Genomic DNA, 25,161 nt, shown 5'->3' on the forward strand with positions numbered 1-25,161 from the left:
TACGTGCGGGACACACGAAAATGCCGCGCCCCCCAAGAGTAACTAGGGGGGCGCGGCACACATTCCGGGCCCGATGGGCACCGGCGCGGCCACGGAACGGGGCGGTGAGCCCCGGGGCGGTCGCGCCGGCGACGCGCGGTCAGCTGTCCGCGCGACCTTCCTCCTGCGGGGAGGGGGCCTCGACCGGGGCGACCGGGGTCGCCTCGGCCTTGGTCGTCAGCGACGGGGTGGCGCCACCGGCGCCGTTCGTCAGCGACAGTTCCTTCGGGGAGAGGACCGGCGGACGCGTCGAGGGCGTACGCCGCGAGGAACCCGTCCACGCCGGGCGGGCCGGGCGCTTGATCAGGGAGGAGAAGATCTCGGCGATCTCCTCCTTGCCCAGGGTCTCGCGCTCCAGCAGCTGGAGCACCAGGTTGTCGAGGACGTCGCGGTTCTCGACGAGGATCTCCCACGCCTCGTTGTGCGCGTTCTCGATGAGCTTCTTGACTTCTTCGTCGACGAGCGCGGCGACCTCTTCCGAGTAGTCGCGCTGGTGCCCCATCTCCCGGCCGAGGAACGGCTCGGTGTTGTCGCCGCCGAACTTGATCGCGCCCAGCCGCTCGGTCATGCCGTACTGCGTGACCATCGCGCGCGCGGTGGTCGTGGCCTTCTCGATGTCGTTGGCCGCGCCGGTCGTCGGGTCGTGGAAGACGAGCTCCTCCGCCGCGCGCCCGCCCAGCATGTACGCGAGCTGGTCGAGCATCTCGTTGCGCGTGGTGGAGTACTTGTCCTCCTCGGGGAGGACCATCGTGTAGCCGAGGGCACGGCCGCGCGACAGGATCGTGATCTTGTGGACCGGGTCGGAGTTGGGCGAGGCCGCCGCGACCAGGGCGTGTCCGCCCTCGTGGTACGCGGTGATCTTCTTTTCCTTGTCCGACATGATCCGGGTCCGCTTCTGCGGGCCCGCCACGACGCGGTCGATGGCCTCGTCGAGCATGTGGTTGTCGATCAGCTTCAGGTCGCTGCGGGCGGTAAGCAGGGCGGCCTCGTTGAGGACGTTGCTCAGGTCCGCGCCGGTGAAGCCGGGGGTGCGACGGGCGACGGCCGCGAGGTCGACGTCCGGTGCGACCGGCTTGCCCTTCTGGTGGACCTTGAGGATCTCCAGCCGGCCCTGCATGTCGGGACGGTCGACGGCGATCTGCCGGTCGAAACGGCCCGGACGCAGCAGCGCCGGGTCGAGGATGTCGGGCCGGTTGGTGGCGGCGATCAGGATGACGCCGCCCTTCACGTCGAAGCCGTCCATCTCCACGAGCAGCTGGTTCAGCGTCTGCTCGCGCTCGTCGTGGCCACCGCCGAGACCGGCGCCGCGGTGGCGACCGACCGCGTCGATCTCGTCGACGAAGACGATCGCCGGGGCGTTCGCCTTGGCCTGCTCGAAGAGGTCACGGACCCGGGAGGCACCGACACCGACGAACATCTCGACGAAGTCGGAACCCGAGATCGAGTAGAACGGCACGCCGGCCTCGCCGGCGACGGCGCGCGCCAGGAGCGTCTTGCCGGTTCCGGGGGGGCCGTACAGCAGCACGCCCTTGGGGATCTTGGCGCCGACGGCCTGGAACTTCGCCGGCTCCTGGAGGAACTCCTTGATCTCGTGGAGTTCCTCGACGGCCTCGTCGGAGCCCGCCACGTCGGCGAACGTCGTCTTCGGGGTGTCCTTGGTGATGAGCTTGGCCTTCGACTTCCCGAAGTTCATCACTCGGGAGCCGCCGCCCTGCATCTGGTTCATCAGGAACAGGAAGACGACCACGATGAGGACGAAGGGCAGCAGGGAGAGCAGGATGCCGAGGAAGGGGTTGTCCTTCGAGGGCTGGACGGTGTAGCCGTCGGGGATCTGCTTGTCCTGGTACTTGGCCTGGAGGTCGGCGGCGAGGTCGGCGCCCTGGTCGCCGATGTAGCTCGCCTGGACCTTGGTCTGGCCCTCGACCTTCTGGCCGTCCTTCAGCGTGATCTTGATCGTCTGGGAGTTGCCCGTGGTGAGCTGGGCAGACTTCACCTGGTTGTTACTGATGGCCTGGATGACCTGGCCGGTGTCCACCGTCTTGTAGCCGCCGGACGAGCCGACGACCTGCATCAACACGACCACGGCGAGGACGGCCAGCACGATCCACATCACGGGCCCACGGAAGTATCGCTTCACGTCCATCCATACGGAGCGGTGCCGCCCCGTCCCTCCTGCCATAGTGAGTTTGATAAAGACTGTTCTTCGGACGGTACCCCAGCATTGTCACCCGAAGCCGCAGCGTGCTGGTGCCAATCCCGCGGCAATGCCGCGGCGATCCCGCCTCCGCTTGCTCCAACGGCGGGAAGGCCCCGAGGGTTCCCGGGCGCCCCGTCCGCCCGGCCCGGGGCCGTGCCGAACGGCTCAGCCGCCGTACACGTGGGGCGCGAGCGTACCCACGAACGGCAGGTTGCGGTACTTCTCCGCGTAGTCGAGGCCGTAGCCGACGACGAACTCGTTGGGGATGTCGAAGCCGACCCACTCGACGTCGATCGCGACCTTGGCGGCCTCCGGCTTGCGCAGCAGCGTGCACACCTTGAGGGTCGCCGGTTCGCGGGAGCCGAGGTTGGAGATCAACCAGGACAGGGTGAGCCCGGAGTCGATGATGTCCTCGACGATCAGGACGTGTTTGCCCTTGATGTCGGTGTCGAGGTCCTTGAGGATGCGCACCACCCCGGAGGACTGGGTGCCCGCGCCGTACGACGACACCGCCATCCAGTCCATCGTGACGGGGGTGGACAGCGCGCGTGCCAGGTCCGCCATCACCATCACGGCGCCCTTCAGGACACCGACGATCAGAAGGTCCTTGCCCGCGTACTCCGCGTCGATCTTCGCAGCCAGCTCAGCCAGCTTCGCGTCGATCTCTTCCTTGGTGATGAGCACCGACTGGAGGTCGGTGCCCATGTCTTTCGCGTCCACCCGCATCACTTTCGGTTGTCCGAGCCGCTGCCGGGCCCGCCCGGGCCCGGCTCAGCTTTGCCGGATCACCAGTCTGCCACCCTGCCGCTGGGCCACGACCCGGCCGGGGAGATTGATGGCGCCCTGTCCCCGCCAACCGGTGATGAGACGGTCGACCTCCTCGATGTGCCGGGCGAAGAGGGAGCCCGCGGGGGCGCCCGCGTCAATGGCCGCGCGGCGCAACACGCGCCGGCGCACGGCGGACGGCAGGGCGTACAACTTGGCGCACTCAAGGAGCCCGGACGGGTCACGGACCGCGCTGTCGGCCTGGGCGGCCCAGGAGTCCAGGGCGTCGGCGTCGTCCCGGGACAGCTGGGCCGTCCGGGCCAGCGCCTCCACGACCCCCTTGCCGAGCGCCTTCTCCAGCGCGGGCAGGCCCTCGTGGCGCAGCCGGGACCTGGTGTAGGCGGGGTCGGTGTTGTGCGGGTCGTCCCACACCGGCAGGTGTTGGACGAGGCACGCCTTGCGGGCGGTCTGTCGGTCGAGGTGCAGGAACGGGCGTCGGTAGCGGCCCGCGGCGCCCGAGACCGCGGCCATCCCGGACAGCGAGCGGATGCCGGAGCCCCGGGCGAGGCCCAACAGGACGGTCTCGGCCTGGTCGTCGCGGGTGTGGCCGAGCAGCACGGCGACCGCCCCGTGCCGCTCGGCGGCGGCGTCCAGGGCGGCGTAGCGGGCGTCCCGGGCGGCGGCCTCGGGTCCGCCGTCGCGGCCCACGGTCACGCCGACGGCCTCGACCGGGGCGAGACCGAGGGCGGTGAGGCGGGCGGCCACCTCGTCGGCGCGGGCCGCGGAGCCGGGCTGGAGTCCGTGGTCGACGGTGATGCCGCCGGCCCGGATGTCGAGCTTGGGGGCCTCGAAGGCGAGTGCGGAGGCCAGCGCCACCGAGTCGGCGCCGCCGGAGCAGGCGACGAGCACCAGGGGGGAGGAGGTCGCGGCGGTCCGCGGCGCGCGGGGCGTGCGCGAGGGCGTACGAGGTGGGGGTGCGCTGGCGGCCGGGGGTGCGGGGTCCGCGCGCAGGTCGTGTTCGGTGAGCAGGTCGTGGAGGACGCGGCGGACCGCCAGGCGTATCGCCGCGACCGCAGGATGGGGACCCATGTCCGGTTCCCTTCGTGAAGTTCGGGGGTGGGGGCTCGGATCTGTCGACCGATCTCCGGGCTGTCCGGGGTCACCGGAACCGCGTGGAGCGGGGCGCCCTTCCGGATCGCCGGGATCACCGGGATCTCCGGGCCGACCGCCGGCGTGCGTCCCGGGAGTCCCCGGGTGCGCCGCCCGTGATCGTGCTGCCGTTCGGTCTCCGGACGACCGGAACGGGCCGCTGTGCCGCCGCGCCCGGTCACTCAGAGTGTGTCGATGGTGACAGAGCCGAGCCGTTCCCCGAGCATTGCACGCCTGTCAGGGGCTCACGGTCCCTCGGACGGGTGATTGCGAAGGCGTTCCCCTGCCGTCGGCCGCCGGGGGTTCACGCCTCTGCCTTACCGTGCACCCGCGCGATCCAGTCCGCCGGTTTGCTGATCTCCGCCTTGGTGGGCAGCGTGTTCGGGGAGGTCCAGGCGCGGTTGAAACCGTCCATGCCGACCTGGTCGACCACGGCCCGTACGAAACGTTCGCCGTCGCGGTACTGACGGAGCTTGGCGTCGAGTCCGAGGAGCTTGCGCAGGGCCTGGTCGAGTCGGGAGGCGCCGCGGGCGCGGCGCTGCTGGAACTTCTCCCGGATCTCCGCGACGGACGGGACCACGGCCGGGCCCACTCCGTCCATGACGTAGTCGGCGTGGCCTTCGAGCAGGGACATCACGGCCGTCAGCCGGCCCAGGACCTCGCGCTGCGCCGGGGTCTGCACCAGTTCGACGAGCGACCGGCCGCCGTCGTCCTCCTCGCCCTCCGGGCGGCCCCCGGCCAGCGACTGCGCGGCTTCCCTGATGCGTTCGAGGAACGTCATCGGGTCCACATCGGTCTCGGCCAGGAACGTCTGGATCTCGCCCTCCAGATGGTCGCGCAGCCAGGGGACGGCGGTGAACTGGGTCCGGTGGGTCTCCTCGTGGAGGCACACCCAGAGGCGGAAGTCGCGCGGGTTGACGTCCAGCTCGCGTTCCACGTGGACGATGTTCGGCGCCACCAGGAGCAGTCGGCCGCCGCCGTTGGCGCCCGCCGGGAGTTCCCGGGTGGCCGGGGCGAAGGTCTCGTACTGGCCGAGGACCCGGGACGACAGGAACGACAGCAGCATGCCCAGTTCCACGCCGGTGACCTTGCCGCCGACCGCGCCGAAGACCGCGCCGCCCGGGGTGCTGCCGCGGCGCTCCTGCATCTTCTCCAACAGGGGTTTCAGGATCTCGCGGAAGCCCGCGACGTTCGCCCGGACCCAGCCCGGGCGGTCCACCACCAGGACGGGGGTGTCGTGTTCGACCGGGTGTTCCGGTCCGACCATGCGGGTGTAGTTCCGCACGTGTTCCTCGGACGACTTGGCGTGCCGACGCAGTTCGGCGACGATCGCTCGCGCCTCGTCCCGGCTCACTTCGGGGCCCGGTCGCACGAGTCGGGTCGCGGTCGCCACCGCGAGGTTCCAGTCGACCATCTCCGCACCACCGATGCTCGTCATGCGTCAACGGTACGGGACCCGTGCGGGTCCCTGCGGGGCTTGGGGGGTTCGGGGGGTGGTCGTGGCGGTTCCCCGCGGGTGCGTGGTGTGTTGCCCGCGCAGTTCCCCGCGCCCCCTGCGGTACGTCCCGCTGCGCGGTGCGTGGTTCCTGTGCGGGTGCGTTCCGCTGCGCGTGCGTGGTCCGGCTCGGGTGCGCTGTGGTTCCGCGCAGTTCCCCGCGCCCCTGATTGGGTACGTCCTGCTCGGGTGCGCTGGCCCTGGGCGGGTGCGTTCCGCTGCGCGTGCGCGGTTCCTGGGCGGGTGCGCTGTGGGATTGCGCAGTTCCCCGCGCCCCTATCGGGGCACACCGGTCGGGAGGCACCCGGCCCAACAGTCGCGCAGGCGATAGGGGCGCGGGGAACTGCGCGAACCATCAGCGCACCCGCACAGGGACCGCGCACGCCCACGAGGACGCACCCGATCAGGGGCGCGGGGAACTGCGCAACCGCACCGCGCACCCGAGCTGAACAGCGCACGCCGAGCGGGACGTGCCGTGCGGAAGGTCAGCGGAGCGTTTACGCGCAGCCGCAGGCGACGAGCGTCGCGGCCATGCGGTCGAGACGCGACTGCGCAGCCGCGGGGTCCGTCGCGGGACCGTCCGTCATGAAGGAGAACGCGAGCAGCCGGCCGTCCCGGTCCACGACCGTCCCGGCCAGCGCGTGCACCCCCGTGAGCGTCCCGGTCTTCGCCCGGACCAACCCCGTGCCCTCCGCACCCGCACCGGAGGAGTAACGATTTCTCAGGGTTCCGGTGAAGCCGGCGACCGGCAGCCCGGTGAGCGCCGGCCGCAGCGCGGAACCGTCCGGCCGGGCGGCCCTGGCGAGCAGCGCGGTCAGCGTGCCGGGCGACAGCCGGTCGGCCCGGGCGAGCCCGCTGCCGTCCGCGAACCGCACCCCGCCCAGGGGCACGCCGACCTTGTCGAGCTCCTGCTTTATGGCCGCGCCGCCGCCCTTGAAGCTCGCCTCCCGGCCCGCGGCGATCGCCGTCTGCCGGGCCAGCGCCTCGGCGAGGTCGTTGTCGCTGTACGTCAGCATCCGCTCGACCAGGGCCGCCACGGGGGGCGAGGTGACCGCGGCCACCTCGCGGGCGCCGCCGGCCGCCTTCCGGGAGGCCGGTGCGCCCTCGACCTCGACGCCCCGGTCGGCGAGCAGGTCGGCGAACCGGTCGGCCGCGTCCTTCGCCGGGTCCGCGCTGCGGGGGGCCGGGCCGCTGGAGGAGTCGTCGAGGCGGCCCTCGTCCACCATCAGGGCGGTGACGGTGGCGATGTTGTCGTTGCGCCCGATGGGGTGAACCGGGGGCCCGGCGTACAGGGAGGTGTCGTACGCGAGCCGCACCTCGCGGGTGCCGGTCTTCGCCAGGGCGCGCGCCGTGCGGTCCGCGAGGTCGCGCAGGGAGGCGTTGCCGCGGGCGTCCGCGCGCGCGGTGAGGGTCGGGTCGCCGCCCCCGACGAGGACCAGCCGGGCCGGGTCCTTGCCGGCGGCCGGTTCGAGGACGGTCCGGGTGGTGATCCGGTGCTCGGGGCCTGCGGCGGCCAGGGCGGCGACCGCGGTCGCGACCTTGGTGGTAGAGGCGGGGGTGAGCGCGTCGGCGGGGTCCTTGCCCCAGAGCAGTTCGCCGGTGGCCGCGTCCACGACGGCCGCCGCGGTGCGGGTCCCCGGAGGCGCCTCCTTCAGCAGGGGCCCCAGGCGGTCGGCGAGGACGCTGCGGCGCGGCAGGGGGTCCCGGGCGTCCGGCACCCCCAGCGCGTCCAGCACTGTGGGGGCGCGCGGTGGGACCTTGCGCGCCCGGGCGCCCGAGCCTCCGGCGGCCTCGTGATGTGCGCCACCCCCGGAGCGCAGCGCATCGGCCCGGTCACGTTCCGCCGTACGCTGGCCCGACGCATCCCACGGGCCCGCGATCGCCAGGGATCCGGCCGCCAGCGCCAGACCGGCCACGGCGGCACCCGTCGTGACCTGCCAGGTCCCGAGCTCCGTCGGACGTAGCGTCCGGACCGCGGTGAGCAGCGCCTTCGAGCGCTCCACGAGCCGTCTGACGTGCAGCGACGGCTTCGGCTCCGGCAGCTCCGGCACGACCGACCAGCCCCTTTCGCGATCACACACATGCGTGAGGGACACTTAACCACTGCGTCTTGCCGGGGGTACGACATCCCGGCAGACCCCGACCACCATCCGGGCGGGGGCGGGGGGCCGTACGGCGGTAGCCGCCCCCGGGCGCCGACCGCGTCGGGCGCCCCGAGGGGTGGCCCCCCGCGGGCGGCAGGGCGTTGTCAGAATTATGGGCTGATCATGGAGGAGCCACCGGTGGAGTTCGACGTCACGATCGAGATTCCGAAGGGTTCGCGCAACAAGTACGAGGTGGACCACGAGACCGGTCGCATCCGCCTCGACCGTCGACTGTTCACGTCGACGAGCTACCCGGCGGACTACGGTTTCGTGGAGAACACCCTCGGCGAGGACGGTGACCCGCTGGATGCGCTCGTCATCCTGGACGAGCCGACCTTCCCGGGTTGCCTGATCCGTTGCCGGGCGATCGGCATGTTCCGCATGACCGACGAGGCGGGCGGCGACGACAAGCTGCTGTGCGTGCCCGCGTCGGACCCGCGGGTGGAGCACCTGCGGGACATCCACCACGTGTCCGAGTTCGACCGCCTGGAGATCCAGCACTTCTTCGAGGTCTACAAGGACCTGGAGCCGGGCAAGTCGGTCGAGGGCGCCGACTGGGTGGGCCGCAGCGAGGCCGAGGCCGAGATCGAGCGGTCCTACGAGCGGCTCAAGGAGCAGGGCGGCCACTGACGGTCGCATCCGTACGCCAACGGGCCGTGCGTCCCCCATCCGGGGGGCGCACGGCCCGTTCCGTTGGGGGCGCGCATACTGAGCGTGCGCAACGGGACCGCGGTGCGGGAACCGCACGGACGTCCGGGAACGGCAGGACGTGCCGGCCCGGTTCCCGGGTACGCGGTCCCCATGCGGCCGTTCCCCGGGCGAGCCCGTACGGCGCCTTCCCCGTGCGGTTCCCGGGTCGGCGTGGAACAAGTGGAGGACGGACGGGAGAGGCGGCACCCGGGCACGGTACGGAGAGGGGCGCGGTGAGCGAGCGGAAAACCCCGGGAGCACGGAACGCCCCGGAGCAGACGGGCGGGTCGACCTCCGCCGAACCGGGCGGCGGTCCGGTGGACACGAAACCGGTGTCCGACGAGGCGCACAGCGCCTTCGCCCAGCCGGCCGGGGTGCAGCCGCAACCGGCGGCGGCCGACGAGGACTCCCAGACGACGTCCGAGTTCACGGTGCCCGAGGGCGTTCCCGAGCCGTCCGGCACCGAAGCCGCCGAGGCCGCCAGCTCAGGGGGGTCGGCGTTCAGCACGCCGCGCACCTACCGCGCCAAGTCGGCGCCGCCCGCCTTCACCCCGCCCTCCGGGATGCCCCTGGTCCGGCTGACCGAGGAGGCGCCCTGGCAGGACCGCATGCGCACCATGTTGCGGATGTCGGTCACCGAGCGCCCCGCGCCCGAGGCCGTGCAGCGGCACGAGGACGACGCCGGACCCGCGGTGCCCCGGGTGCTCGACCTGACCCTGCGGATCGGGGAGCTGCTGCTCGCGGGCGGCGAGGGCGCCGAGGACGTGGAGGCGGCGATGTTCGCCGTCTGCCGTTCGTACGGGCTCGACCGCTGCGAACCGACCGTGACGTTCACCCTGCTGTCCATCTCGCACCAGCCGTCGCTGGTCGAGGACCCCGTGACGGCGTCCCGCACGGTGCGCCGACGCGGCACCGACTACACCCGCTTGGCGGCCGTCTTCCGACTGGTGGACGACATCAGCGATCCGGGGCACGAGGTGTCGCTGGAGGAGGCGTACCGGCGGCTCGCGGAGATCCGGCGCAACCGGCACCCGTACCCCGGGTGGGTGCTCACCGCGGCGAGCGGGGTGCTGGCGGGCTCGGCCTCCGTCCTCGTCGGCGGTGACCTGCTGGTGTTCGTGGCTGCGGCGGTCGGCGCGATGCTCGGGGACCGGCTGGCGTGGCTGTGCGCGGGGCGCGGGCTGCCGGAGTTCTACCAGTTCATCGTGGCGGCGACCCCGCCCGCCGCGATCGGGGTCGCCCTCACCCTCGCCCACGCGGAGGTAAGGGCCTCGGCGGTGATCACCGGCGGGCTGTTCGCGCTGCTGCCCGGACGGGCGCTGGTGGCCGGGGTGCAGGACGGGCTCACCGGCTTCTACATCACCGCGGCGGCCCGGCTGCTGGAGGTCACGTACTTCTTCGTCGGCATCGTCACGGGCGTGCTGCTGATCCTGTACTTCGGGGTGCGGTTCGGTGCGGAGCTCAATCCGGACGCCGCGCTGTTGGTCATCGAGCGGCCCGTCTGGCAGATCGCGGCGTCGATGATGCTGACCCTGGCCTTCGCGGTGCTGTTGCAGCAGGAGCGGTCCACCGTGCTCGCGGTGGCCCTCAACGGGGGCGTCGCCTGGGTCGTGTACGGGGCGATGCACTACGCGGGCGGGATCTCGCCGGTGGCGTCCACGGCGGTGGCCGCGGGGCTGGTGGGGCTGTTCGGGCAGTTGCTGTCGCGGTACCGGTACGCGTCGGCGCTGCCGTACGTGACGGCGGCGATCGGGCCTCTCCTGCCGGGGTCGGCGACGTACTTCGGGCTGCTGGGGATCGCGCAGAACGAGTTGGACGCGGGGCTGGTGTCGCTCACGAAGGCCGCGGCGCTGGCCATTGCGATCGCCATCGGGGTGAACCTCGGGTCGGAGGTGTCGCGGCTCTTCCTGCGGGTGCCGGGGGCGGGGGCGCGGCGGGCCGCGAAGCGTACGCGCGGCTTCTAGTGAACCCGTTCGCGGCGGGTGGCACTTTCCCCTGCGGGTGCGCTGCCCCTGGTCGGGTGCGTTCCGGTGCGCGTGCGCGGTTCCTGGGCGGGTGCGCTGTGGGGTTGCGCAGTTCCCCGCGCCCCTATCGGGGCACACCTGTGGCCCAACGGCATCGGAAGGTGCCCCGTCAGGGGCGCGGGGAACTGCGCGTATCCGCAGCGCACGGGGAGCGGGGCGTACCCAAAGGGGCGCGGGGAACTGCGCGAACGGCCACGACGCACCCGCACGGAGCCGCGCGCCCCAGCACGACGCACCCGAAAGGGGCGCGGGGAACTGCGCAAACGCACAGCGCACCCGAGCCGGACAACGCACGCCGAGCGGGGCGTACCCAAGGGGTAGCGCTAGCGGTCAGCGGTCTTGTCGGGGTCTGGGGTCGCCACGGGAACCGCAGACCCACGCTTCCTGCGGGCCCGGAGGAACTCGACGACGATCGGGACGACCGACAGCAGGACGATCCCGATGAGCATCAGCTCGATGTTCTCGCGAACCCACCCGTGCTTGCCGAGCCACGCCCCGAGGAGCGTGACCCCCGCGCCCCACAGGACGCCACCGATGACGTTGAAGGTGATGAACGAGCGGTACCGCATCCCGCTGACGCCCGCGATGATCGGCGTGAACGTCCGCACGATGGGCACGAACCGCGCCAGCACCAGCGACTTCGGACCGTGCTTCTCGAAGAACTCGTGCGCCTTGAGCACGTTCTCCTGCTTGAAGAAGCGGGAGTCCGGCCGGTTGAAGAGCGCGGGGCCCACCTTCTTGCCGAAGAGGTAGCCCACCTGGTCGCCCGCGATCGCCGCGACGCAGACCAGGGTGCAGATCAGCCACAGGTCCGTGGTGAGCGTCCCGGTGGTCACCAGGAGGCCCGTCGTGAACAGCAGGGAGTCCCCCGGCAGGAAGAAGCCGAAGAAGAGGCCGGACTCGGCGAAGACGATGATCAGCAGGCCGTAGATCCCGAACTCGTTGAGCAGGAAGTTCGGGTCCAGCCAGCTCGGGCCGAGCGCAAGCGTCGTCACGGTGGTGGGCTCCAGAGGGGTGAGGGAGGGCAACGGGAGGGCACGGTGCGGGCCCAAGCTACCAACGCCCGGCGGTCACGCACCGTTGTCGGAGCCCTCAGGATGCACCCGTCGGCGAGCCGGGCAAAGCTGGGCAGGAGGGATGAGAACAACACCATTCACATCGGCCACATCAGTCACACGGGTCGGCACGACGACAGGGAGTGAGCGTGGGCATCGATGAGTACGGGGGCGGGCTGAACCCCCAGTCGGACGTCCTCGTCGTCACGACGAACGACGTGCCGGGTCACCGGGTGGACCGGGTGATCGGCGAGGTCTTCGGCCTCACCGTGCGCTCGCGGCACCTGGGCAGTCAGATCGGCGCGGGGCTGAAGTCCATGATCGGCGGCGAGCTGAAGGGCCTCACCAAGACCCTGGTGGAGACCCGCAACCAGGCGATGGAGCGGCTGATCGAGCAGGCCCGCGCCCGGGGCGCCAACGCGGTCCTGATGTTCCGCTTCGACGTGACGGAGGCCGCTGACGTCGGCACCGAGGTGTGCGCGTACGGCACGGCCTGCGTGATCACCCCGCTGTGAGCGCCCGGCGGCACGTGGTGCCGCCGGGCGGCGGTCCGGGGTGCGGACCGGTGGCTACTTCCAGACCCACAGCTGGTAGGGCGCGAAGGAGTCGCACCGCCACCGGTCGATGAGTTGCATCTGCGGCGAGGACAGGTACGTGCCGATCTGCACGCAGTGCGCGTACGAGGAGTGCGGGCCGAAGGTGACCCAACCGGTGGCGCCCGGCGGGGGTGCGGCGTGCGCGGCGGGAGCGGTGAGCAATGCGGCGCTCGCCAGGGAAACGGCGACCGCGGCGGTGGAGAGCGTTCTGTGCAAGGACACGGTGCACACTCCTTCTTCACCAGTGCCCGCCGGAGCCACTGCTCCGGCGGGTTGCGTGAAGCATCCCGCCGCGCGCCCCCCGGGACAACGGGAAGCGCACGTTCCCGTTCGGTCGGTGCGCCCCCCCCGTGCGGCGGGGGGCGCCGGCGGCTCATACGTGCCGGGCGGCGTTCGCCAGCATCGCGTCCCGCAGGTAGCCGGCGAGCCCCGGCTCGATCGCCTCGTACGTGGCGGTGAACCGCTCGTCGGCCACGTACATCTCGCCCAGCGCCACGTGCATCTCGTAGCCGCAGGCGTAGGACGTGTCGGAGATGAACCGGCGGTGGTCCTCGGCGACGTCCATCGCGGCCGGCGAGTCGGCCTCGACGCCCTGGGCCAGCAGGTCGCCCATCCGGCGGTGGATCGCGGCGAACTCGCGGCCGACCCGCGCCCAGTCGTCCTTGGTGTACGCGCTGGTCCTGCGCCGCGACTCGCGGTGGGCTTCGGTGCCGCCCCAGCGTTCTTGGACCTCCTCCTCGTGGGCGTCCGGATCGAAGTCTCCGAACACCTCGAACTTCTCTTCCGGTGTCAGGTCGATGCCCATGCTCCGTGCCTCCATTGCGGTCTCCACCGCGGCTGCCATGAGCCGCAGTCTTTCGATGCGGGCGGTGAGCAGGTCGTGCTGGCGCCGCAGGTGCTCGCGCGGGTCCGCGTCCGGGTCGTCCAGCAGGACGGCGACCTCCTCCAGCGGGAACCCGAGTTCCCGGTAGAAGAGGATCTGCTGGAGCCGGTCGAGGTCCGCCTCGCCGTAGCGGCGGTGCCCCGCGGGGCTGCGCTCGCTCGGCGGGAGCAGCCCGATCTCGTCGTAGTGGTGCAGCGTGCGCACCGTGACCCCGGCGAACCCGGCGACCCGCCCCACGGAGTAGCTCATGCCCTCGCCCTTCCTCGTGACGTCTCCCACGGTGCCTCCTCACGTCGCGTGAGGTGCAAGCCGGTCCTACGGTGGTGCGTGGGCCCCCGGCGCGCGGCCCCCGTGGGACGCCCCCACGCCCACGGCTCCCCACACCCACCGGAGGCGACCGTGTCGCTGCACCGAGGTGCCGATCAGTCCGCCGGGCGCAGCCTGTCGGTGAACCCCTTCTACGGTGACGCGAACCCGCTGGGCGACATGCTCGACGCACCGCCCGCGCACCGGTTGCCGGACGGTCCGCTGTCCCCGACGGCCGCCTACCAGCTGGTGCACGACGAGCTGATGCTCGACGGCAACGCGCGGCTGAACCTGGCGACCTTCGTCACCACCTGGATGGAACCGCAGGCCGGGGTGCTGATGGCCGAGTGCCGCGACAAGAACATGATCGACAAGGACGAGTACCCGCGGACCGCCGAGTTGGAGCGGCGGTGCGTGGTGATGTTGGCCGACCTGTGGAACGCCCCCGATCCGGGCACCGCCGTCGGCTGTTCGACCACCGGTTCCAGCGAGGCGTGCATGCTGGCCGGGATGGCGCTGAAGCGGCGCTGGGCCCTGCGCAACGCCGACCGCTACCCGTCCCCGCAGGCGCGGCCCAATCTGGTGATGGGCGTCAACGTGCAGGTGTGCTGGGAGAAGTTCTGCACCTTCTGGGAGGTGGAGGCCCGCCAGGTCCCCATGGAGGGCGACCGCTTCCACCTCGATCCGGCCGCCGCCGCGGCGCTCTGCGACGAGAACACCATCGGGGTGGTGACCGTGCTGGGCTCGACCTTCGACGGCTCCTACGAGCCGGTGGCCGAGGTGTGCGCGGCGCTGGACGAGCTCAAGGAGCGCACCGGTCTCGACGTTCCGGTCCATGTCGACGGGGCCTCCGGGGCGATGGTCGCGCCCTTCCTCGATCCGGAGCTGGTGTGGGACTTCCGGCTGCCGCGGGTCGCCTCGATCAACACGTCCGGGCACAAGTACGGGCTGGTGTACCCGGGGGTGGGCTGGGCGCTGTGGCGCTCGCCCGCCGAGCTGCCCGAGGAGCTGGTCTTCCGGGTGAACTACCTGGGCGGGGACATGCCGACGTTCGCGCTGAACTTCTCCCGGCCGGGCGCCCAGGTGGTGGCGCAGTACTACACCTTCCTCCGGCTGGGCTTCAGCGGCTTCCGGGCGGTGCAGCAGTCGACGCGGGACGTGGCCCGGGGGCTCGCCGAACGGATCGAGTCCCTCGGCGACTTCCGGTTGTTGACCCGCGGCGACCAGCTGCCGGTGTTCGCGTTCACCACGGCCGACGACGTGACCGCGTTCGACGTGTTCGACGTGTCGCGACGGCTGCGGGAAGGGGGCTGGCTGGTGCCCGCGTACACCTTCCCCGCCCACCGGGAGGACCTGGCGGTGCTGCGCGTGGTGTGCCGCAACGGGTTCTCGGCGGACCTGGCGACGCTCTTCGTGGCGGACCTGGAGCGGTTGCTGCCGGAACTGCGGCAGCAGGACGGCCCGGCGGTGAAGGACCGGGCCGCCGCGACGGGCTTCCACCACTGAGCCGGACCGGTGCGGTGGGGGGCGGCCGTCGCGGCCCCGGCTACCTGCTGAGCGCCCCGAACCTACGGACCGCCAGCGGGAAGAACACCGCGAGCAGGGCCAGCGGCCAGAGCACCGCCAGGAGCGGTGCGTGTTCGGCCGCCCAACCCATCGATTCCGCCCCCGCGTCCGAGCCCGCCGGGCCGCCGGCGGCGCCGAACAGGTCCCGCACCGCGGTCGCGGTCGCCGACATCGGGTTCCACTCGACCACCGCGCCCAGCCAGGACGGCATGGCCCCGGGCGTCGCGAACGCATTGGACAGGAACCCGAACGGCCAGACGAGCACCTGCACCGTCTGCACCAGCTCCGGGCGCCCCGCGACCATCGCGAGGTGGATGCCGAGCCACAGCATCGCGAACCGGAGCAGGAGCAGCAGCCCGAGCGCGCCCAGGAAGCCCGCGAAGGTGCCGTGCGCCCGCCAGCCCACGGCGAGGCCGACCGCGAGCATGACGGTGAGCGCGGCGAGGGACTGGAGCATGTCGGCGACCGCCCGCCCCACCAGGACCGCGCCGTTCGCCATCGGCATCGAGCGGAAGCGGTCGATCACGCCCTTGTTGAGGTCCTGGGTGACCGCGACCATGGTCGACTCCAGGCCGAACGTCATGGAGAGCACCAGCATCCCGGGCAGCAGGTAGGTGAGGTAGTCGCCTTCCACCGCGCGGCCGCCGCCGACCAGGTAGCCGAACATCAGCAGCAGCATCACCGGGAACAGCAGCCCCACCACGACCTGGACCGGTCGGCGGGCCCAGTGCGCCAGTTCGCGTCGGGTCATGGTCCAGCAGTCGGTCAGTGCCGGGGCGACGCCCGTCCCCTGGCGGCTCATGCCGTCGCCCCCTTCGTGAGTTGCAGGAAGACCTCGTCGAGGGTGGGCCGGCGGATCGCGACGTCCTCCGGCTCGATGCCGGACCGTTCCAGTGCGCGGACGGCCGCGGTGAGCGCGGCCATCCGGTCGGTCACGGGCACGCTGACCAGCCGGCGGTCCGGGTCGACCGTGGCCCCGTCCGGCAGCAGCCGCGCCACGGCGCCGAGTCGGGTGCCGTCCCGTACGACGACGTCGAGCCGGTCGCCGCCGGCGCGTGCCTTCAGCGCGTCGGCCGTGCCGTCGGCGATCACCCGGCCGCCGTCCACCACCGAGACGTGGTCGGCGAGTTGGTCGGCCTCCTCCAGGTACTGGGTGGTGAGCAGGACGGTGGCCCCACCACCGACCAGGGCGCGGACCGAGTCCCACACCTCGGCGCGGCCCCGCGGGTCGAGACCGGTGGTGGGCTCGTCCAGGAAGAGGACCTCGGGGTCGGTGATCAGGCTGGCGGCGAGGTCGAGCCGGCGCCGCATGCCGCCGCTGTACTGCTTGACGGGTTTGCTGCCGGTGTCCGTGAGCCCGAACCCGGTCAGGAGTTCCCCGGACCGTGCGCGCGCTCCCCGGGCGCCCAGGCGGTACAGCCGGCCGAACATCTCCAGGTTCTGCCGACCGCTCAACTCTTCGTCCAGGGCGGCGTGCTGGCCGAGCAGTCCGATCTTGCGGCGGACGGCGTCGGCTTCGGTCCGCACGTCGTGCCCGGCCACCGTGATGCGGCCCGCGTCGGGCCGCAGCAGGGTGGCGAGGATGCGCACCAGGGTGCTCTTGCCCGCGCCGTTGGGCCCGAGGACGGCGTGCACGGTGCCCCGGGCCACCGTCAGGTCGATCCCGCTCAGCGCCCGTTTCGCGCCGTACTCCTTCTGCGCCCCCTGGACCACGATCGCGTCATGACTCACCCGGACCCCCACTAATCAAGCTTGACTACTTGGTCGATCGGTGAAGGTACTGCCCATGGGGAGGTTTAGTCAAACTTGATTAGCAACGCCTTCGCGAGGGGGACGCTCCGGGGTTCGGCTCCGTACGGGGCGCCCGCCCTCAGCGGCGGTCCCCCGGGTGCGTCTCGCCCGTGGCGTACGGATTGACCTCGCCCTCCGCGAGCACGCCCACGAAGGGCTCCCCCTCGCCCGCGAAGACGTAGGCGCCGCCCTCGATGCGTTCGACCAGCTCTCGGGTCCACTCCGCGCCCCCGTCGGCCGAGTGGAGCCAGAAGTTCATGATCTCGCCGATGTGCTGGAACTGTCCGGGCCCCTTCTCGGGCGCGTAGTACTCCAGCACCGCGGCCCGCCACTCCTCGATGGCCCGCACCCGCCGCCCCAGCAGTTCCACGACCTCGCCGCGGGGCAGGGAGACCATGAAGCCGAGGGCCGCCGACAGGATGTCCGGCTTCTGGTCGTACGAGGTCAGCGCCTCGCGCAGCAGGGCGAAGAACTCCTCGTCGCCGCGCGGGGTCACCTCGTACTCCACCCGGGGCGGGCCGCCGACCGTCGAGGGCGCCACCTCGTGCGCCAACAGCAGCTCCTGCTTGGCCATCTGCTTCAGTGCGTGGTAGATCGACCCCGGCTTGGCGTTGGACCACTCATGGGCTCCCCAGTACTCCAGGTCGTTGCGCACCTGGTAGCCGTGGGCCCGCCCGTGGCCGCGCACCGCACCGAGGACGAGCAGCCGGATCGCCGACATCCCACACCCACCACCTTCAACGGAAATCTACTGGTCAACTTTGACCAGACTAGCCCCGTTCCGCTGCGACCAACGCGAAAGCCGTCTTCCCGTCCAGGGACTCGCGGATGATGTCGGCATGTCCCGCGTGCCGGGCCAGCTCCTCCACCAGGTGCAGCATCAGCCACCGCATCGACACCGCACCGTCCTTGGGGAACCAGGGGGCCTCCGGCAGCGGGAAGGTGTCGTCCAGGCTGGGCACCGACCGGATGAACTCCTCGGTCTCCTCGGCCACGCCCGCCCAGTGGGCCAGCGTGCCCGCCACGGTCTCGTCGCCGACCAGCCGGAAGCCGTTCTGCCAGTCCTCCTCGGTCGTGACCTGCTCGTTCGGGCGCTGCTGGGCCATCCGCAACCACGACAGCTCGGCTCCGGCGGCGTGTTTGACCAGGCCCGACAGCGAGAGTTCGCTGGCGCTCGGGACGCGGGCCGCCTGCTCGTCGGTGAGGCCGAGCACCGCGCGCCGCAGCGCCCCGCGCTGGGCCTCCACGAAGGCGAGGAGCGCGCCGCGCTCGTCGCCGCGGGCTTCCGCGGGTACGTGAGTGACCATGGGTGCCGCCTCCAGTGATGCCGTGTCCTGCTCGACATCTCCCACCCTAGGCAGCCATTAGGTCAGTCGCGGTCCTGAATGGGCCAGGGAGGCGAAGCAGCCCGCGCGGACGGGGGCGCGGGTCAGAACGGGAACGCGGGGCGTTCGCGCTGTACGGAGATCCACTTCCAGGTCGTGAACGCCTCGATCGTCGCCTCGCCGCCCAACCGGCCGGGCCCCGACTGCTTCTGGCCGCCGTAGGCGACCAGCGGATCGTCCTGGATGGTGCTCCCGTTGACGTGGAACATGCCCGTGTCGACGCGCCGGGCGAACGCCACCCCGCGTTCGGCGTCGGCGGTGTGCACGGCCCCGCCGAGCCCGTAGGGGGTGTCGTTGACGATCCGGACCGCCTCGTCCTCCCCGTCGAAGGGGATGAGCAGCGCGACCGGGCCGAAGATCTCCTGCCGCAGCAGCGGGGAGTCCTCGGGCAGCCCGGTGAGGACGGTCGGCTCCACCAGGTTGCCCACCGTGGAACCGTGCACCAGCGCGGTGGCCCCCTCGGCGAGCGCCTGGTCCACGAGGTTGCCGAGGGCCTCCGCCTGGAAGTCGTTGATCACCGGGCCGATGTGGGTCTGCGGATCGCGCGGGTCACCGACGCGCAGCGCACGCACCCGGGCCAGGAACCGCCGGGTGAACTCGGGCTCCACGCTGCGGTCCACCAGGATGCGGTTCGCCGCCATGCAGACCTGGCCCTGGTAGACGTAGCGGCTGAACACCGCCGCGTCCACCGCGTAGTCGAGGCCCTGTTCGTCGAGGTCGTCCAGCACCACCAGGGCGCTGTTGCCGCTGAGTTCGAGGACGCAGCGCTTGAGGTGGCTCGCGGTGACGGCGGCGACGTGGCGGCCCACCCGGTCCGATCCGGCGAACGACACCACCTCGGGCACCGGGTGCTCCAGCAACGCGTCGCCGATCTCCGCGATGTCGGTCACCAGGACGTTCAGCAGCCCCGCCGGCAGCCCCGCCTCGGCGAAGATCCGGGCGATCAACCCGCCGCCGACCACCGGGGTGTTCTGGTTCGGCTTGATCACCACCGCATTGCCCAGGGCGATCGCGGGTGCAACGGACTTGAGGGTGATCAGGAAGGGGAAGTTGAACGGACTGATCACGGCGACGACGCCGACCGGGACGCGGTAGAGGCGGTTCTCCCTGCTCTGCTCCGTCGAGGGCATGATCTGCCCCTCGGGACGCATGGCCAGGTGGATCGCCTCGCGCAGGAACTCCTTGGCGAGGTGCACCTCGTGCTCCGCCTTGGCCCGGGTGCCGCCGAGTTCGTCGATGATCGCCTCGACTATCTCGCCTTCGAGGTCCTCGGTGATCCGCAGCGCCCGCTCCAGCACCCCGCGACGCGCGTAGGGGCCGACCTCGGCCCACGCCGGCTGGGCCCGCTCGGCGGCCCGGTAGGCGGCGTCGACCTCGGCGCGCGTGGCGACCGTCAGGGAGGCCAACTTCTCGCCGTTGTACGGGTTGAAGTCGATGATGTCCCAGGAGCCGCTGCCCGTACGCCACTCACCGTCGATGAACTGGTGGGCCAGGTCAGTGAAGAAGGACATACGATCCCCAACCGCAGAAGGCATGCGCGGGCGCCGGCACCCGATGAGACGTCTGGGACGTCATCGTACTGGTGTCTTACGACAATTGGAGCAGTCCCCGGAGCAGGTCTCGGGTGTCCGACGGACCGGGACTGTCCGCCGTGAGCTGTTCCATGACGTTTGCGTACTGCGTGACCTCGTCCGGCTTGTCCACGTAGAGGGCGCTGGTGAGCTGTTCCAGGTACACCACGTCGGAGAGGTCCGACTCGGGGAAGCTCAACATCGTGAAGCTGCCGCTCTCGCCGGCGTGCCCGCCGAAGCTGAACGGCATCACCTGGAGGGTGACGTTGGGCCGCTCCGACACCTCGATGAGGTGCTGGAGTTGGCCGCGCATCACCTGGCGGTCCCCGTACGGCCTGCGCAACGCCGCCTCGTCCAGCACCACGTGGAAGGTCGGCGGGCGTTCGGACACCAGCGCCTTCTGCCGTTCCAGGCGCAGCGCCACCCGGCGGTCGACGTCCGCCCGGCTCGCCCCGCCGCGCGACACCACGGCGTGCGCGTACGCCTCGGTCTGGAGCAGACCGTGGACGAACTGCACCTCGTAGACGCGGATCAGCGAGGCGGCGCCCTCCAGCCCCACGTACGTCTGGAACCAACCCGGCAGCACGTCCGAGTAACTGTGCCACCAGCCCGTGACGTTGGCCTCCTTGGCGAGGGCGAGGAGCGGCCCGCGCTCCGCGTCGTCGGTCACTCCGTAGAGGGTCAGCAGGTCCTCGACATCCCTGGCCTTGAAGCTCACCCGTCCCAACTCCATGCGGCTGATCTTCGATTCGGAGGCACGAATCGAGTACCCGGCCCGCTCCCGGGTGATCCCGCGCGACTCCCGCAGGCGCCTGAGTTGTGAGCCCAGCAGGATGCGACGCACCACCGAGCCACCCCCGGCGCTCTGGCCCTGGGGGTCCCCCCATGACTCGCCTGCGGTCACTTCGTCAGCCTCCCCAACGTCTTCAGGGGGCGAAGTCTGCCACTAAAACCTTCCAGCCCGTACTCATTCGGTTACGGAAAGGGGAAAGCGGGCGCGGGGGCACGACGAGAAGTACGGGGAAGAAATCGTTGCCAAGGCATATGGTCCAGTCCAAAACCGGCCCGTGCACGTGCATCTGCCCTTGCATCTGCTGTACGCATTGGGAACCATGGTCGACGCACCACCGAGCAACCGGAGTACCGCTACGGCCGCGAATCCACGGGAGTGCCTCGCATGGGGACGAACGGATCGACCATGCTGGAGCCGTTAAGGCAGGGGCTTCCCCCCATCGACCCGACGGCGGTGTCCAGCGCCACCTCGTGTGCGCTGTCCGCCCGTTACGAGGCGGTCGGCGAAGCACGGCGGTTCACCCGGCGCACGCTCACCGAGTGGTGCGCGGACGAACGCTTCGACGACGTCTGCCTCGTCGTGTCGGAACTCGTCACCAATGCGATGCGCCACGCGCTTCCCCAGGACGTCCACCCCGGAGAAGTCCTTCCGGTGCGGCTCCATCTGATGCGCTGGACCCAGCGGTTGGTGTGCGCGGTGCGCGATCCGAGCGACGCGACCCCGGTCCCCGGGTACTCGGGGCTGCTGGGCGCCGCGGGTCCGGGGGACGGTGACCACCCCGAGGAGTTCGCCGCCGAGTCGGGGCGCGGGCTGTTCCTGGTGGACTCCTTCAGCGACAGCTGGGGGTGGCACCCGCTGACCGCCGCGCCGGGCGGCAAGGTCGTCTGGGCGCTGTTCCGCCTCTGACGTCCCGCTGCGGGTGCGCGGTGCCCGTGCGGGTGCGCGGTGGTCGTCCGCGCAGTTCCCCGCGCCCCTATCGGGGCGCACCCGCACGGGACCGCGCACCCGCAGCAGGACGCGCCCGATCAGGGGCGCGGGGAACTGCGCAAAGCAACCACGCACCCGCACGGGAACCGCGCACGCCCACCGGAACGCACCGCAGCAGGCGCAGCGCACCGCACCGCGCGGGCGGTTCGCTTTCCGTCCGCACACGTCGGCACGGACGTCGCCCATCGCGCCGAACTCCCGTTCCGCGCGGCGGCGAACCGTGCGCGGGAGGTCAGGAACCGGCTACCAGGTGGTCGAACTCGCCGTCCTTGACGCCCAGCAGCATCGCCTCGATCTCCGCGCGCGTGTAGACCAGCGCCGGGCCGTCGGGGAAACGGGAGTTGCGCATCGCGACCGCACCGTCCGGCAGCCGGGCGAACTCCACACAGGACCCCTGCGAGTTGCTGTGCCGGCTCTTCTGCCACACCACCCCCTGGAGCTGTGTGGCGGCCATGCCGTTGGACACGTCATGCACGGGTCGCTCCCAGTGGCGCAGAGGCTGATGTGGCGTTTGCTGCAACGGTCAACTGACCCGGATCATAGCTGTGTTTCACGTGCACGCGCGCAAGCATATGCACGTGCACGCGGGTGGCGTCACGACTACGGACCATGATCATGTTCCGAACCGTCGGTCGAGGGGGTGCCGCCGTTCATCGGGCGGCCGTCGCACCATCTGACATGCATACGTCACCCGATCACCATGATCGAGGGCCGGGCACCGCCACCGCAGGCCGAATTCGCGTCACCTCCACTCGTGGGACAAGACGCGGCCCGGCCCGATCCTGTTGCGCCGTGCCCGGCGGCGGCCTCCCTATCCTGTCGCCGTGAGCTGGCTCCGGGCACTGCGGGTGTCCGCCCGATCCGGGTTGACCATCGAGCGGAAACGGCTGGAACCGCTCCTTGCGCTGCGCGCCGCCGGTGGGCTCGCCCTGGTCATCGCCCTCGGGCTGTGGACCCTGGGGCCCGTCGCCGCCGTGAGCTCCGCCTTCGGGGCGTTCCAGGCGGCCATCGCCACCTTCCAGCGCAGTTGGCGCCCGAGCCCCGAACTGGCGGTCGTCTCCGGCGCGAGCCTCGCCGTCTCCAGCTTCCTCGGGTACGTCACCCGGCCGCACCTCGGGCTGTTCCTCGCGCTGCTGGCGGCCTGGACCTTCCTCGCCGGCCTGACCTGGGCGGTCGGCCCCACCATCGGGCTGATCGCCTCCACCAACGTGGCGATCATGCTGATCACCATCACCCTGCCCACCTCGGTCGCCCAAGCGGCCCTGCACGCCGCGATGATGGTCCTCGGCGGGCTGGTGCAGGCAGCGCTGCTGGTGCTCTTCCCGATCCGCCGGTGGGGCGCCCAGCGCGACGCCCTCGCGGACGCGCTCGCCGCCGTGGCGGACTACGCGCGGCGCCTGCGGAACGACCCCGTGGCCCCCTTCGACCCGCGCCCCCTGATGGAGGCGCGGGCCGCCGCCGCGGTGACCGCCCGGCAGGCCCGCCGCCGCCCCGCCGAGCTGCACGGCACCCGCCCCCTGGCGGAGCGCGTCCGTCCCGTACTCGCCGCACTGGCCGACCCGGCGCTCGGGGTGCCCGCACAGGGGCCCGGGCGGGACCGGGTGCGCGAACTGCTCGCCGCCGCCGGCGCCGTCCTGGACGCCACCGCGCACGCCGTCCGGAGCGCCGCTCCGGTGCACGCGCCGGCGTGGGCGGTCGCCGCGTTCCGCACCCCCGACACGGGCGCGTTGCTGTCCGGGCCGGCCCGGCGGGCCGCGCTCCGGCTCGGTGCGCTGCTGGACGAGATGGCGCAGATCGCGGCCGGGGCGGGCACGGACACCGCGCCCGCCGGTGCGGGCGGCCGGAGTGCGCTGGTGCGGCCCTCGCTGGCGGAACTCGCCCCCGCGGCCGTCGCCACCGTGCGGCGCGAACTGCGGCGGGGCTCCCCCGTCCTGCGACACGCGATCCGGGTCACCTTCGTCACCTGCGTCGGGTACCTGGCCGGGGCCCTCCTCGACCTGGGGCACGGGTACTGGGCCCCGCTGACCTCCGTGATGGTGATGCGCCCCGACTTCTCCCAGACGTACGAACGGGCCGTCGGTCGGTTCGGCGGCACCCTGCTCGGGGTGGCACTGGCCACCGCACTGGTGCAGTCGGCCCGGCCCGGCAGCCTCGTCCTCGGGGCGCTCGCCGTGCTGTGCGCCGGGCTGATGTACCTGCTGCTGCGCACCGGACAGTTCGCCGCGCAGGCGTGCGTCGCCGCGTACGTCGTCCTGCTGCTCGGCATGGGCGGCGAGGGCTGGACCCAGACGGTGCCGGAACGGGTGCTGCTGACGCTGGTCGGCGGGCTGCTCGCGATGCTGTCGTACGCGCTCTACCCGGCCTGGGAGACGCCCCGGCTGCGCTACCGGCTCGCCGACTGGCTCACCGCGGTGGGCCGGTACGCCGCGACCGTCCTGGAGCGGTACGCGGTCCCGGCCGGACCGGAGGAACCGGCCGGCCCGCTGGCCCGGACCGGCGACCCGGGCCAGCGGGTACGGGAAGCGCTGCGCGACGCCCGGACGGCGCGCGCCGCGTGGCACGACTCGGTGGAACGGGCCGCCGTCGAGCCCGTGCGGCACCGGGGGCCGGCGCCCGAGCGGGCCGCGGCCGCCGAGGAGGCGCTGGCCCGGGTCGGCCGGGCGGCGATCCTGCTGGAGGCCCTGCTCCCGGAGCGCGGCAGCACCCCCGTGCCGGAGGCCGCGCACCTCGCCGAAGTGCTGCGCACCACCGTGGACGGGGCGGCCCGGGCGGTCCGCGAGCGACGGGTCCCCGACTGGGAACCCCTGCGGGCGGCGCTGGACGGGTCCCCCGACGCGCCGGGGACGGGTCCCGGACGCGGCGAGGAGTACGTGCGGCACGGGGGCCGGCTGCTGCTGGCGGCGCTGGAGGACTTCGGCCGGGCCCTGGAGGGCGGGCAGGACGGGGCGGGAACTCAGCCGGCGCAGCGGGCCGACCGGGCGGGCGGTGAGCCCCCGGGAACGGGGCGACGCACGGGCTGACCTGCGAGGCGGCGCACTGCACGACCGTACGGAGCGAGCGCGAGGCGGGCACGGATCGCAGCATACTTGAAAACGGTATTCATTTTCAGTACAGTAGCGGCATGGCTCGCAACGAACTCCGTCCGCTCGTAGCACTCAGGTCCACGGCGGGCACCGGCCACACGTACGTGACCCGCAAGAACCGGCGGAACGACCCCGACCGGCTGGCCCTGCGCAAGTTCGACCCGGTCGCGGGCCGTCACGTCACGTTCCGCGAGGAGCGCTGACCGACACCGCAGGCCCGACCCCGTGGCCCTGAACGGCCACCGGACACCCCCGTCGTCCCAGGAAGGACACAGGTACCGCCATGAAGCCCACCATCCACCCCCCGTACGGGCCGGTCGTCTTCCGTGACCGGGCCGCCGGCCACGCCTTCCTCACCCGGTCCACCGCGACCAGCGACAAGACGGTCGTCTGGGAGGACGGCGCCACCTACCCGGTGGTCGACGTGGAGATCTCCAGCGCCAGCCACCCCTTCTACACCGGCACCGCGCGCGTGCTCGACACCGCGGGGCGCGTGGAGCGCTTCGAGCGCCGGTACGGGCGGCGCGCACCGCGTTGACCTCGGCTCACGCCGCGCCGCGGCCGCCCCCCGGCCCGCGACGACCGGGCCGGCCCCCCGCCCCGGGGGCGGCCGAAGCCCCCGCCCCAGGCGCCGGGCCACGC

23 protein-coding genes are annotated in these 25,161 nt (G+C 72.1%); 8 read left to right on the plus strand and 15 right to left on the minus strand.

Annotation, left to right across the window (positions count from 1 at the left end; all coding sequences use genetic code 11):
- Window positions 1-139: 139 nt before the first annotated feature.
- The 5 genes from ftsH to dacB form a co-directional block, all read right to left on the minus strand.
- Window positions 140-2,182: an ATP-dependent zinc metalloprotease FtsH gene (gene ftsH, locus ACFWIA_RS16685; protein ID WP_387005157.1), complete on the minus strand. Its 2,043-nt coding sequence runs from the start codon at window positions 2,180-2,182 to the stop codon at window positions 140-142.
- Between the two features lie 219 nt (window positions 2,183-2,401).
- Window positions 2,402-2,962 carry a hypoxanthine phosphoribosyltransferase gene (hpt, locus tag ACFWIA_RS16690; protein WP_385484153.1) on the minus strand — a complete coding sequence of 187 codons (561 nt, stop codon included), beginning with the start codon at window positions 2,960-2,962 and terminating at the stop codon, window positions 2,402-2,404.
- 45 nt (window positions 2,963-3,007) lie between these two features.
- Window positions 3,008-4,090, minus strand: a complete 1,083-nt coding sequence (tilS, locus tag ACFWIA_RS16695) for a tRNA lysidine(34) synthetase TilS (RefSeq protein ID WP_387005161.1) — start codon at window positions 4,088-4,090, stop codon at window positions 3,008-3,010.
- A 364-nt stretch (window positions 4,091-4,454) separates the two neighbouring features.
- Window positions 4,455-5,588: a zinc-dependent metalloprotease gene (locus ACFWIA_RS16700; protein ID WP_387005164.1), complete on the minus strand. Its 1,134-nt coding sequence runs from the start codon at window positions 5,586-5,588 to the stop codon at window positions 4,455-4,457.
- Between the two features lie 554 nt (window positions 5,589-6,142).
- The gene (gene dacB / locus ACFWIA_RS16705; RefSeq protein WP_387005284.1) at window positions 6,143-7,687 is read right to left on the minus strand and encodes a D-alanyl-D-alanine carboxypeptidase/D-alanyl-D-alanine-endopeptidase; all 1,545 of its coding nucleotides are present in this window, start codon (window positions 7,685-7,687) and stop codon (window positions 6,143-6,145) included.
- 240 nt (window positions 7,688-7,927) lie between these two features.
- Here dacB and ACFWIA_RS16710 point away from each other — a divergent pair, with 240 nt between their 5' ends.
- The gene (locus ACFWIA_RS16710) at window positions 7,928-8,419 is read left to right on the plus strand and encodes an inorganic diphosphatase (protein WP_385485152.1); all 492 of its coding nucleotides are present in this window, start codon (window positions 7,928-7,930) and stop codon (window positions 8,417-8,419) included.
- A gap of 377 nt (window positions 8,420-8,796) precedes the next feature.
- Window positions 8,797-10,443: a threonine/serine exporter family protein gene (locus ACFWIA_RS16715; RefSeq protein WP_387005288.1), complete on the plus strand. Its 1,647-nt coding sequence runs from the start codon at window positions 8,797-8,799 to the stop codon at window positions 10,441-10,443.
- 383 nt (window positions 10,444-10,826) lie between these two features.
- Here the strand turns inward: ACFWIA_RS16715 and ACFWIA_RS16720 are convergent, their stop codons facing one another.
- Window positions 10,827-11,498 (minus strand): VTT domain-containing protein, encoded by a 672-nt coding sequence (locus tag ACFWIA_RS16720; protein WP_387005167.1) that lies wholly within the window; start codon window positions 11,496-11,498, stop codon window positions 10,827-10,829.
- Window positions 11,499-11,707: 209 nt separating this feature from the next.
- Between ACFWIA_RS16720 and ACFWIA_RS16725 the strand changes: the two genes are divergently transcribed.
- Window positions 11,708-12,073, plus strand: coding sequence for a YbjQ family protein (locus ACFWIA_RS16725; protein WP_387005170.1), 366 nt, complete (start codon window positions 11,708-11,710; stop codon window positions 12,071-12,073).
- A 54-nt stretch (window positions 12,074-12,127) separates the two neighbouring features.
- Here the strand turns inward: ACFWIA_RS16725 and ACFWIA_RS16730 are convergent, their stop codons facing one another.
- Both ACFWIA_RS16730 and ACFWIA_RS16735 read right to left on the minus strand, forming a co-directional pair.
- Window positions 12,128-12,376, minus strand: a complete 249-nt coding sequence (locus ACFWIA_RS16730) for a hypothetical protein (RefSeq protein WP_387005173.1) — start codon at window positions 12,374-12,376, stop codon at window positions 12,128-12,130.
- Window positions 12,377-12,527: 151 nt separating this feature from the next.
- Window positions 12,528-13,286 carry a MerR family transcriptional regulator gene (locus tag ACFWIA_RS16735; protein ID WP_387005290.1) on the minus strand — a complete coding sequence of 253 codons (759 nt, stop codon included), beginning with the start codon at window positions 13,284-13,286 and terminating at the stop codon, window positions 12,528-12,530.
- Window positions 13,287-13,436: 150 nt separating this feature from the next.
- Between ACFWIA_RS16735 and ACFWIA_RS16740 the strand changes: the two genes are divergently transcribed.
- Window positions 13,437-14,849 carry a glutamate decarboxylase gene (locus ACFWIA_RS16740; RefSeq protein WP_387005176.1) on the plus strand — a complete coding sequence of 471 codons (1,413 nt, stop codon included), beginning with the start codon at window positions 13,437-13,439 and terminating at the stop codon, window positions 14,847-14,849.
- 40 nt (window positions 14,850-14,889) lie between these two features.
- On the opposite strand, the gene ACFWIA_RS16745 is transcribed toward ACFWIA_RS16740, so the two are convergent.
- The 6 genes from ACFWIA_RS16745 to ACFWIA_RS16770 form a co-directional block, all read right to left on the minus strand.
- Window positions 14,890-15,711, minus strand: coding sequence for an ABC transporter permease (locus ACFWIA_RS16745; RefSeq protein WP_387005179.1), 822 nt, complete (start codon window positions 15,709-15,711; stop codon window positions 14,890-14,892).
- Window positions 15,708-16,640, minus strand: a complete 933-nt coding sequence (locus ACFWIA_RS16750) for an ATP-binding cassette domain-containing protein (protein WP_387005182.1) — start codon at window positions 16,638-16,640, stop codon at window positions 15,708-15,710. The genes ACFWIA_RS16745 and ACFWIA_RS16750 overlap by 4 nt, the downstream gene beginning before the upstream one ends.
- A gap of 139 nt (window positions 16,641-16,779) precedes the next feature.
- Complete coding sequence (locus ACFWIA_RS16755) at window positions 16,780-17,421, minus strand: PadR family transcriptional regulator (protein ID WP_387005185.1); 642 nt, start codon at window positions 17,419-17,421, stop codon at window positions 16,780-16,782.
- A 49-nt stretch (window positions 17,422-17,470) separates the two neighbouring features.
- Window positions 17,471-18,007, minus strand: coding sequence for a DinB family protein (locus tag ACFWIA_RS16760; protein WP_387005187.1), 537 nt, complete (start codon window positions 18,005-18,007; stop codon window positions 17,471-17,473).
- Window positions 18,008-18,129: 122 nt separating this feature from the next.
- A complete protein-coding gene (locus tag ACFWIA_RS16765; protein ID WP_387005190.1) occupies window positions 18,130-19,596 on the minus strand; it encodes an aldehyde dehydrogenase family protein in 1,467 nt (488 codons plus the stop codon).
- Window positions 19,597-19,672: 76 nt separating this feature from the next.
- Window positions 19,673-20,560 carry a helix-turn-helix domain-containing protein gene (locus ACFWIA_RS16770; RefSeq protein WP_387005193.1) on the minus strand — a complete coding sequence of 296 codons (888 nt, stop codon included), beginning with the start codon at window positions 20,558-20,560 and terminating at the stop codon, window positions 19,673-19,675.
- 273 nt (window positions 20,561-20,833) lie between these two features.
- Here ACFWIA_RS16770 and ACFWIA_RS16775 point away from each other — a divergent pair, with 273 nt between their 5' ends.
- Window positions 20,834-21,355, plus strand: a complete 522-nt coding sequence (locus tag ACFWIA_RS16775) for an ATP-binding protein (protein WP_387005196.1) — start codon at window positions 20,834-20,836, stop codon at window positions 21,353-21,355.
- Between the two features lie 313 nt (window positions 21,356-21,668).
- Here the strand turns inward: ACFWIA_RS16775 and ACFWIA_RS16780 are convergent, their stop codons facing one another.
- Complete coding sequence (locus tag ACFWIA_RS16780; protein WP_385485154.1) at window positions 21,669-21,890, minus strand: DUF397 domain-containing protein; 222 nt, start codon at window positions 21,888-21,890, stop codon at window positions 21,669-21,671.
- Between the two features lie 370 nt (window positions 21,891-22,260).
- On the opposite strand from ACFWIA_RS16780, the gene ACFWIA_RS16785 reads away from it, so the two are divergent.
- The 3 genes from ACFWIA_RS16785 (at window position 22,261) to ACFWIA_RS16795 (ending at window position 25,057) form a co-directional block, all read left to right on the plus strand.
- Complete coding sequence (locus tag ACFWIA_RS16785) at window positions 22,261-24,456, plus strand: FUSC family protein (protein ID WP_387005199.1); 2,196 nt, start codon at window positions 22,261-22,263, stop codon at window positions 24,454-24,456.
- Between the two features lie 101 nt (window positions 24,457-24,557).
- Window positions 24,558-24,722 carry a 50S ribosomal protein L33 gene (gene rpmG / locus ACFWIA_RS16790; protein ID WP_387005202.1) on the plus strand — a complete coding sequence of 55 codons (165 nt, stop codon included), beginning with the start codon at window positions 24,558-24,560 and terminating at the stop codon, window positions 24,720-24,722.
- Window positions 24,723-24,802: 80 nt separating this feature from the next.
- On the plus strand, window positions 24,803-25,057 hold the full coding sequence (locus ACFWIA_RS16795) for a type B 50S ribosomal protein L31 (protein WP_385484205.1): 255 nt from the start codon (window positions 24,803-24,805) through the stop codon (window positions 25,055-25,057).
- Window positions 25,058-25,161 lie beyond the last annotated feature (104 nt).

It is taken from the genome of Streptomyces sp. NPDC127068 (assembly GCF_042724695.1).
GTDB lineage: Bacteria > Actinomycetota > Actinomycetes > Streptomycetales > Streptomycetaceae > Streptomyces.

Excerpts from the sequence above, each read along its gene's own strand:
- ftsH (WP_387005157.1), bottom strand. The coding sequence starts at position 2,182 with ATGGACGTGAAGCGATACTTCCGTGGGCCCGTGATGTGGATCGTGCTG.
- hpt (WP_385484153.1), bottom strand. The coding sequence starts at position 2,962 with ATGCGGGTGGACGCGAAAGACATGGGCACCGACCTCCAGTCGGTGCTC.
- tilS (WP_387005161.1), bottom strand. The coding sequence starts at position 4,090 with ATGGGTCCCCATCCTGCGGTCGCGGCGATACGCCTGGCGGTCCGCCGC.
- ACFWIA_RS16700 (WP_387005164.1), bottom strand. The coding sequence starts at position 5,588 with ATGACGAGCATCGGTGGTGCGGAGATGGTCGACTGGAACCTCGCGGTG.
- ACFWIA_RS16735 (WP_387005290.1), bottom strand. The coding sequence starts at position 13,286 with ATGAGCTACTCCGTGGGGCGGGTCGCCGGGTTCGCCGGGGTCACGGTG.
- ACFWIA_RS16745 (WP_387005179.1), bottom strand. The coding sequence starts at position 15,711 with ATGAGCCGCCAGGGGACGGGCGTCGCCCCGGCACTGACCGACTGCTGG.
- ACFWIA_RS16755 (WP_387005185.1), bottom strand. The coding sequence starts at position 17,421 with ATGTCGGCGATCCGGCTGCTCGTCCTCGGTGCGGTGCGCGGCCACGGG.
- ACFWIA_RS16760 (WP_387005187.1), bottom strand. The coding sequence starts at position 18,007 with ATGGTCACTCACGTACCCGCGGAAGCCCGCGGCGACGAGCGCGGCGCG.
- ACFWIA_RS16765 (WP_387005190.1), bottom strand. The coding sequence starts at position 19,596 with ATGTCCTTCTTCACTGACCTGGCCCACCAGTTCATCGACGGTGAGTGG.
- ACFWIA_RS16775 (WP_387005196.1), top strand. The coding sequence starts at position 20,834 with ATGGGGACGAACGGATCGACCATGCTGGAGCCGTTAAGGCAGGGGCTT.
- ACFWIA_RS16780 (WP_385485154.1), bottom strand. The coding sequence starts at position 21,890 with ATGGCCGCCACACAGCTCCAGGGGGTGGTGTGGCAGAAGAGCCGGCAC.
- rpmG (WP_387005202.1), top strand. The coding sequence starts at position 24,558 with ATGGCTCGCAACGAACTCCGTCCGCTCGTAGCACTCAGGTCCACGGCG.
- ACFWIA_RS16795 (WP_385484205.1), top strand. The coding sequence starts at position 24,803 with ATGAAGCCCACCATCCACCCCCCGTACGGGCCGGTCGTCTTCCGTGAC.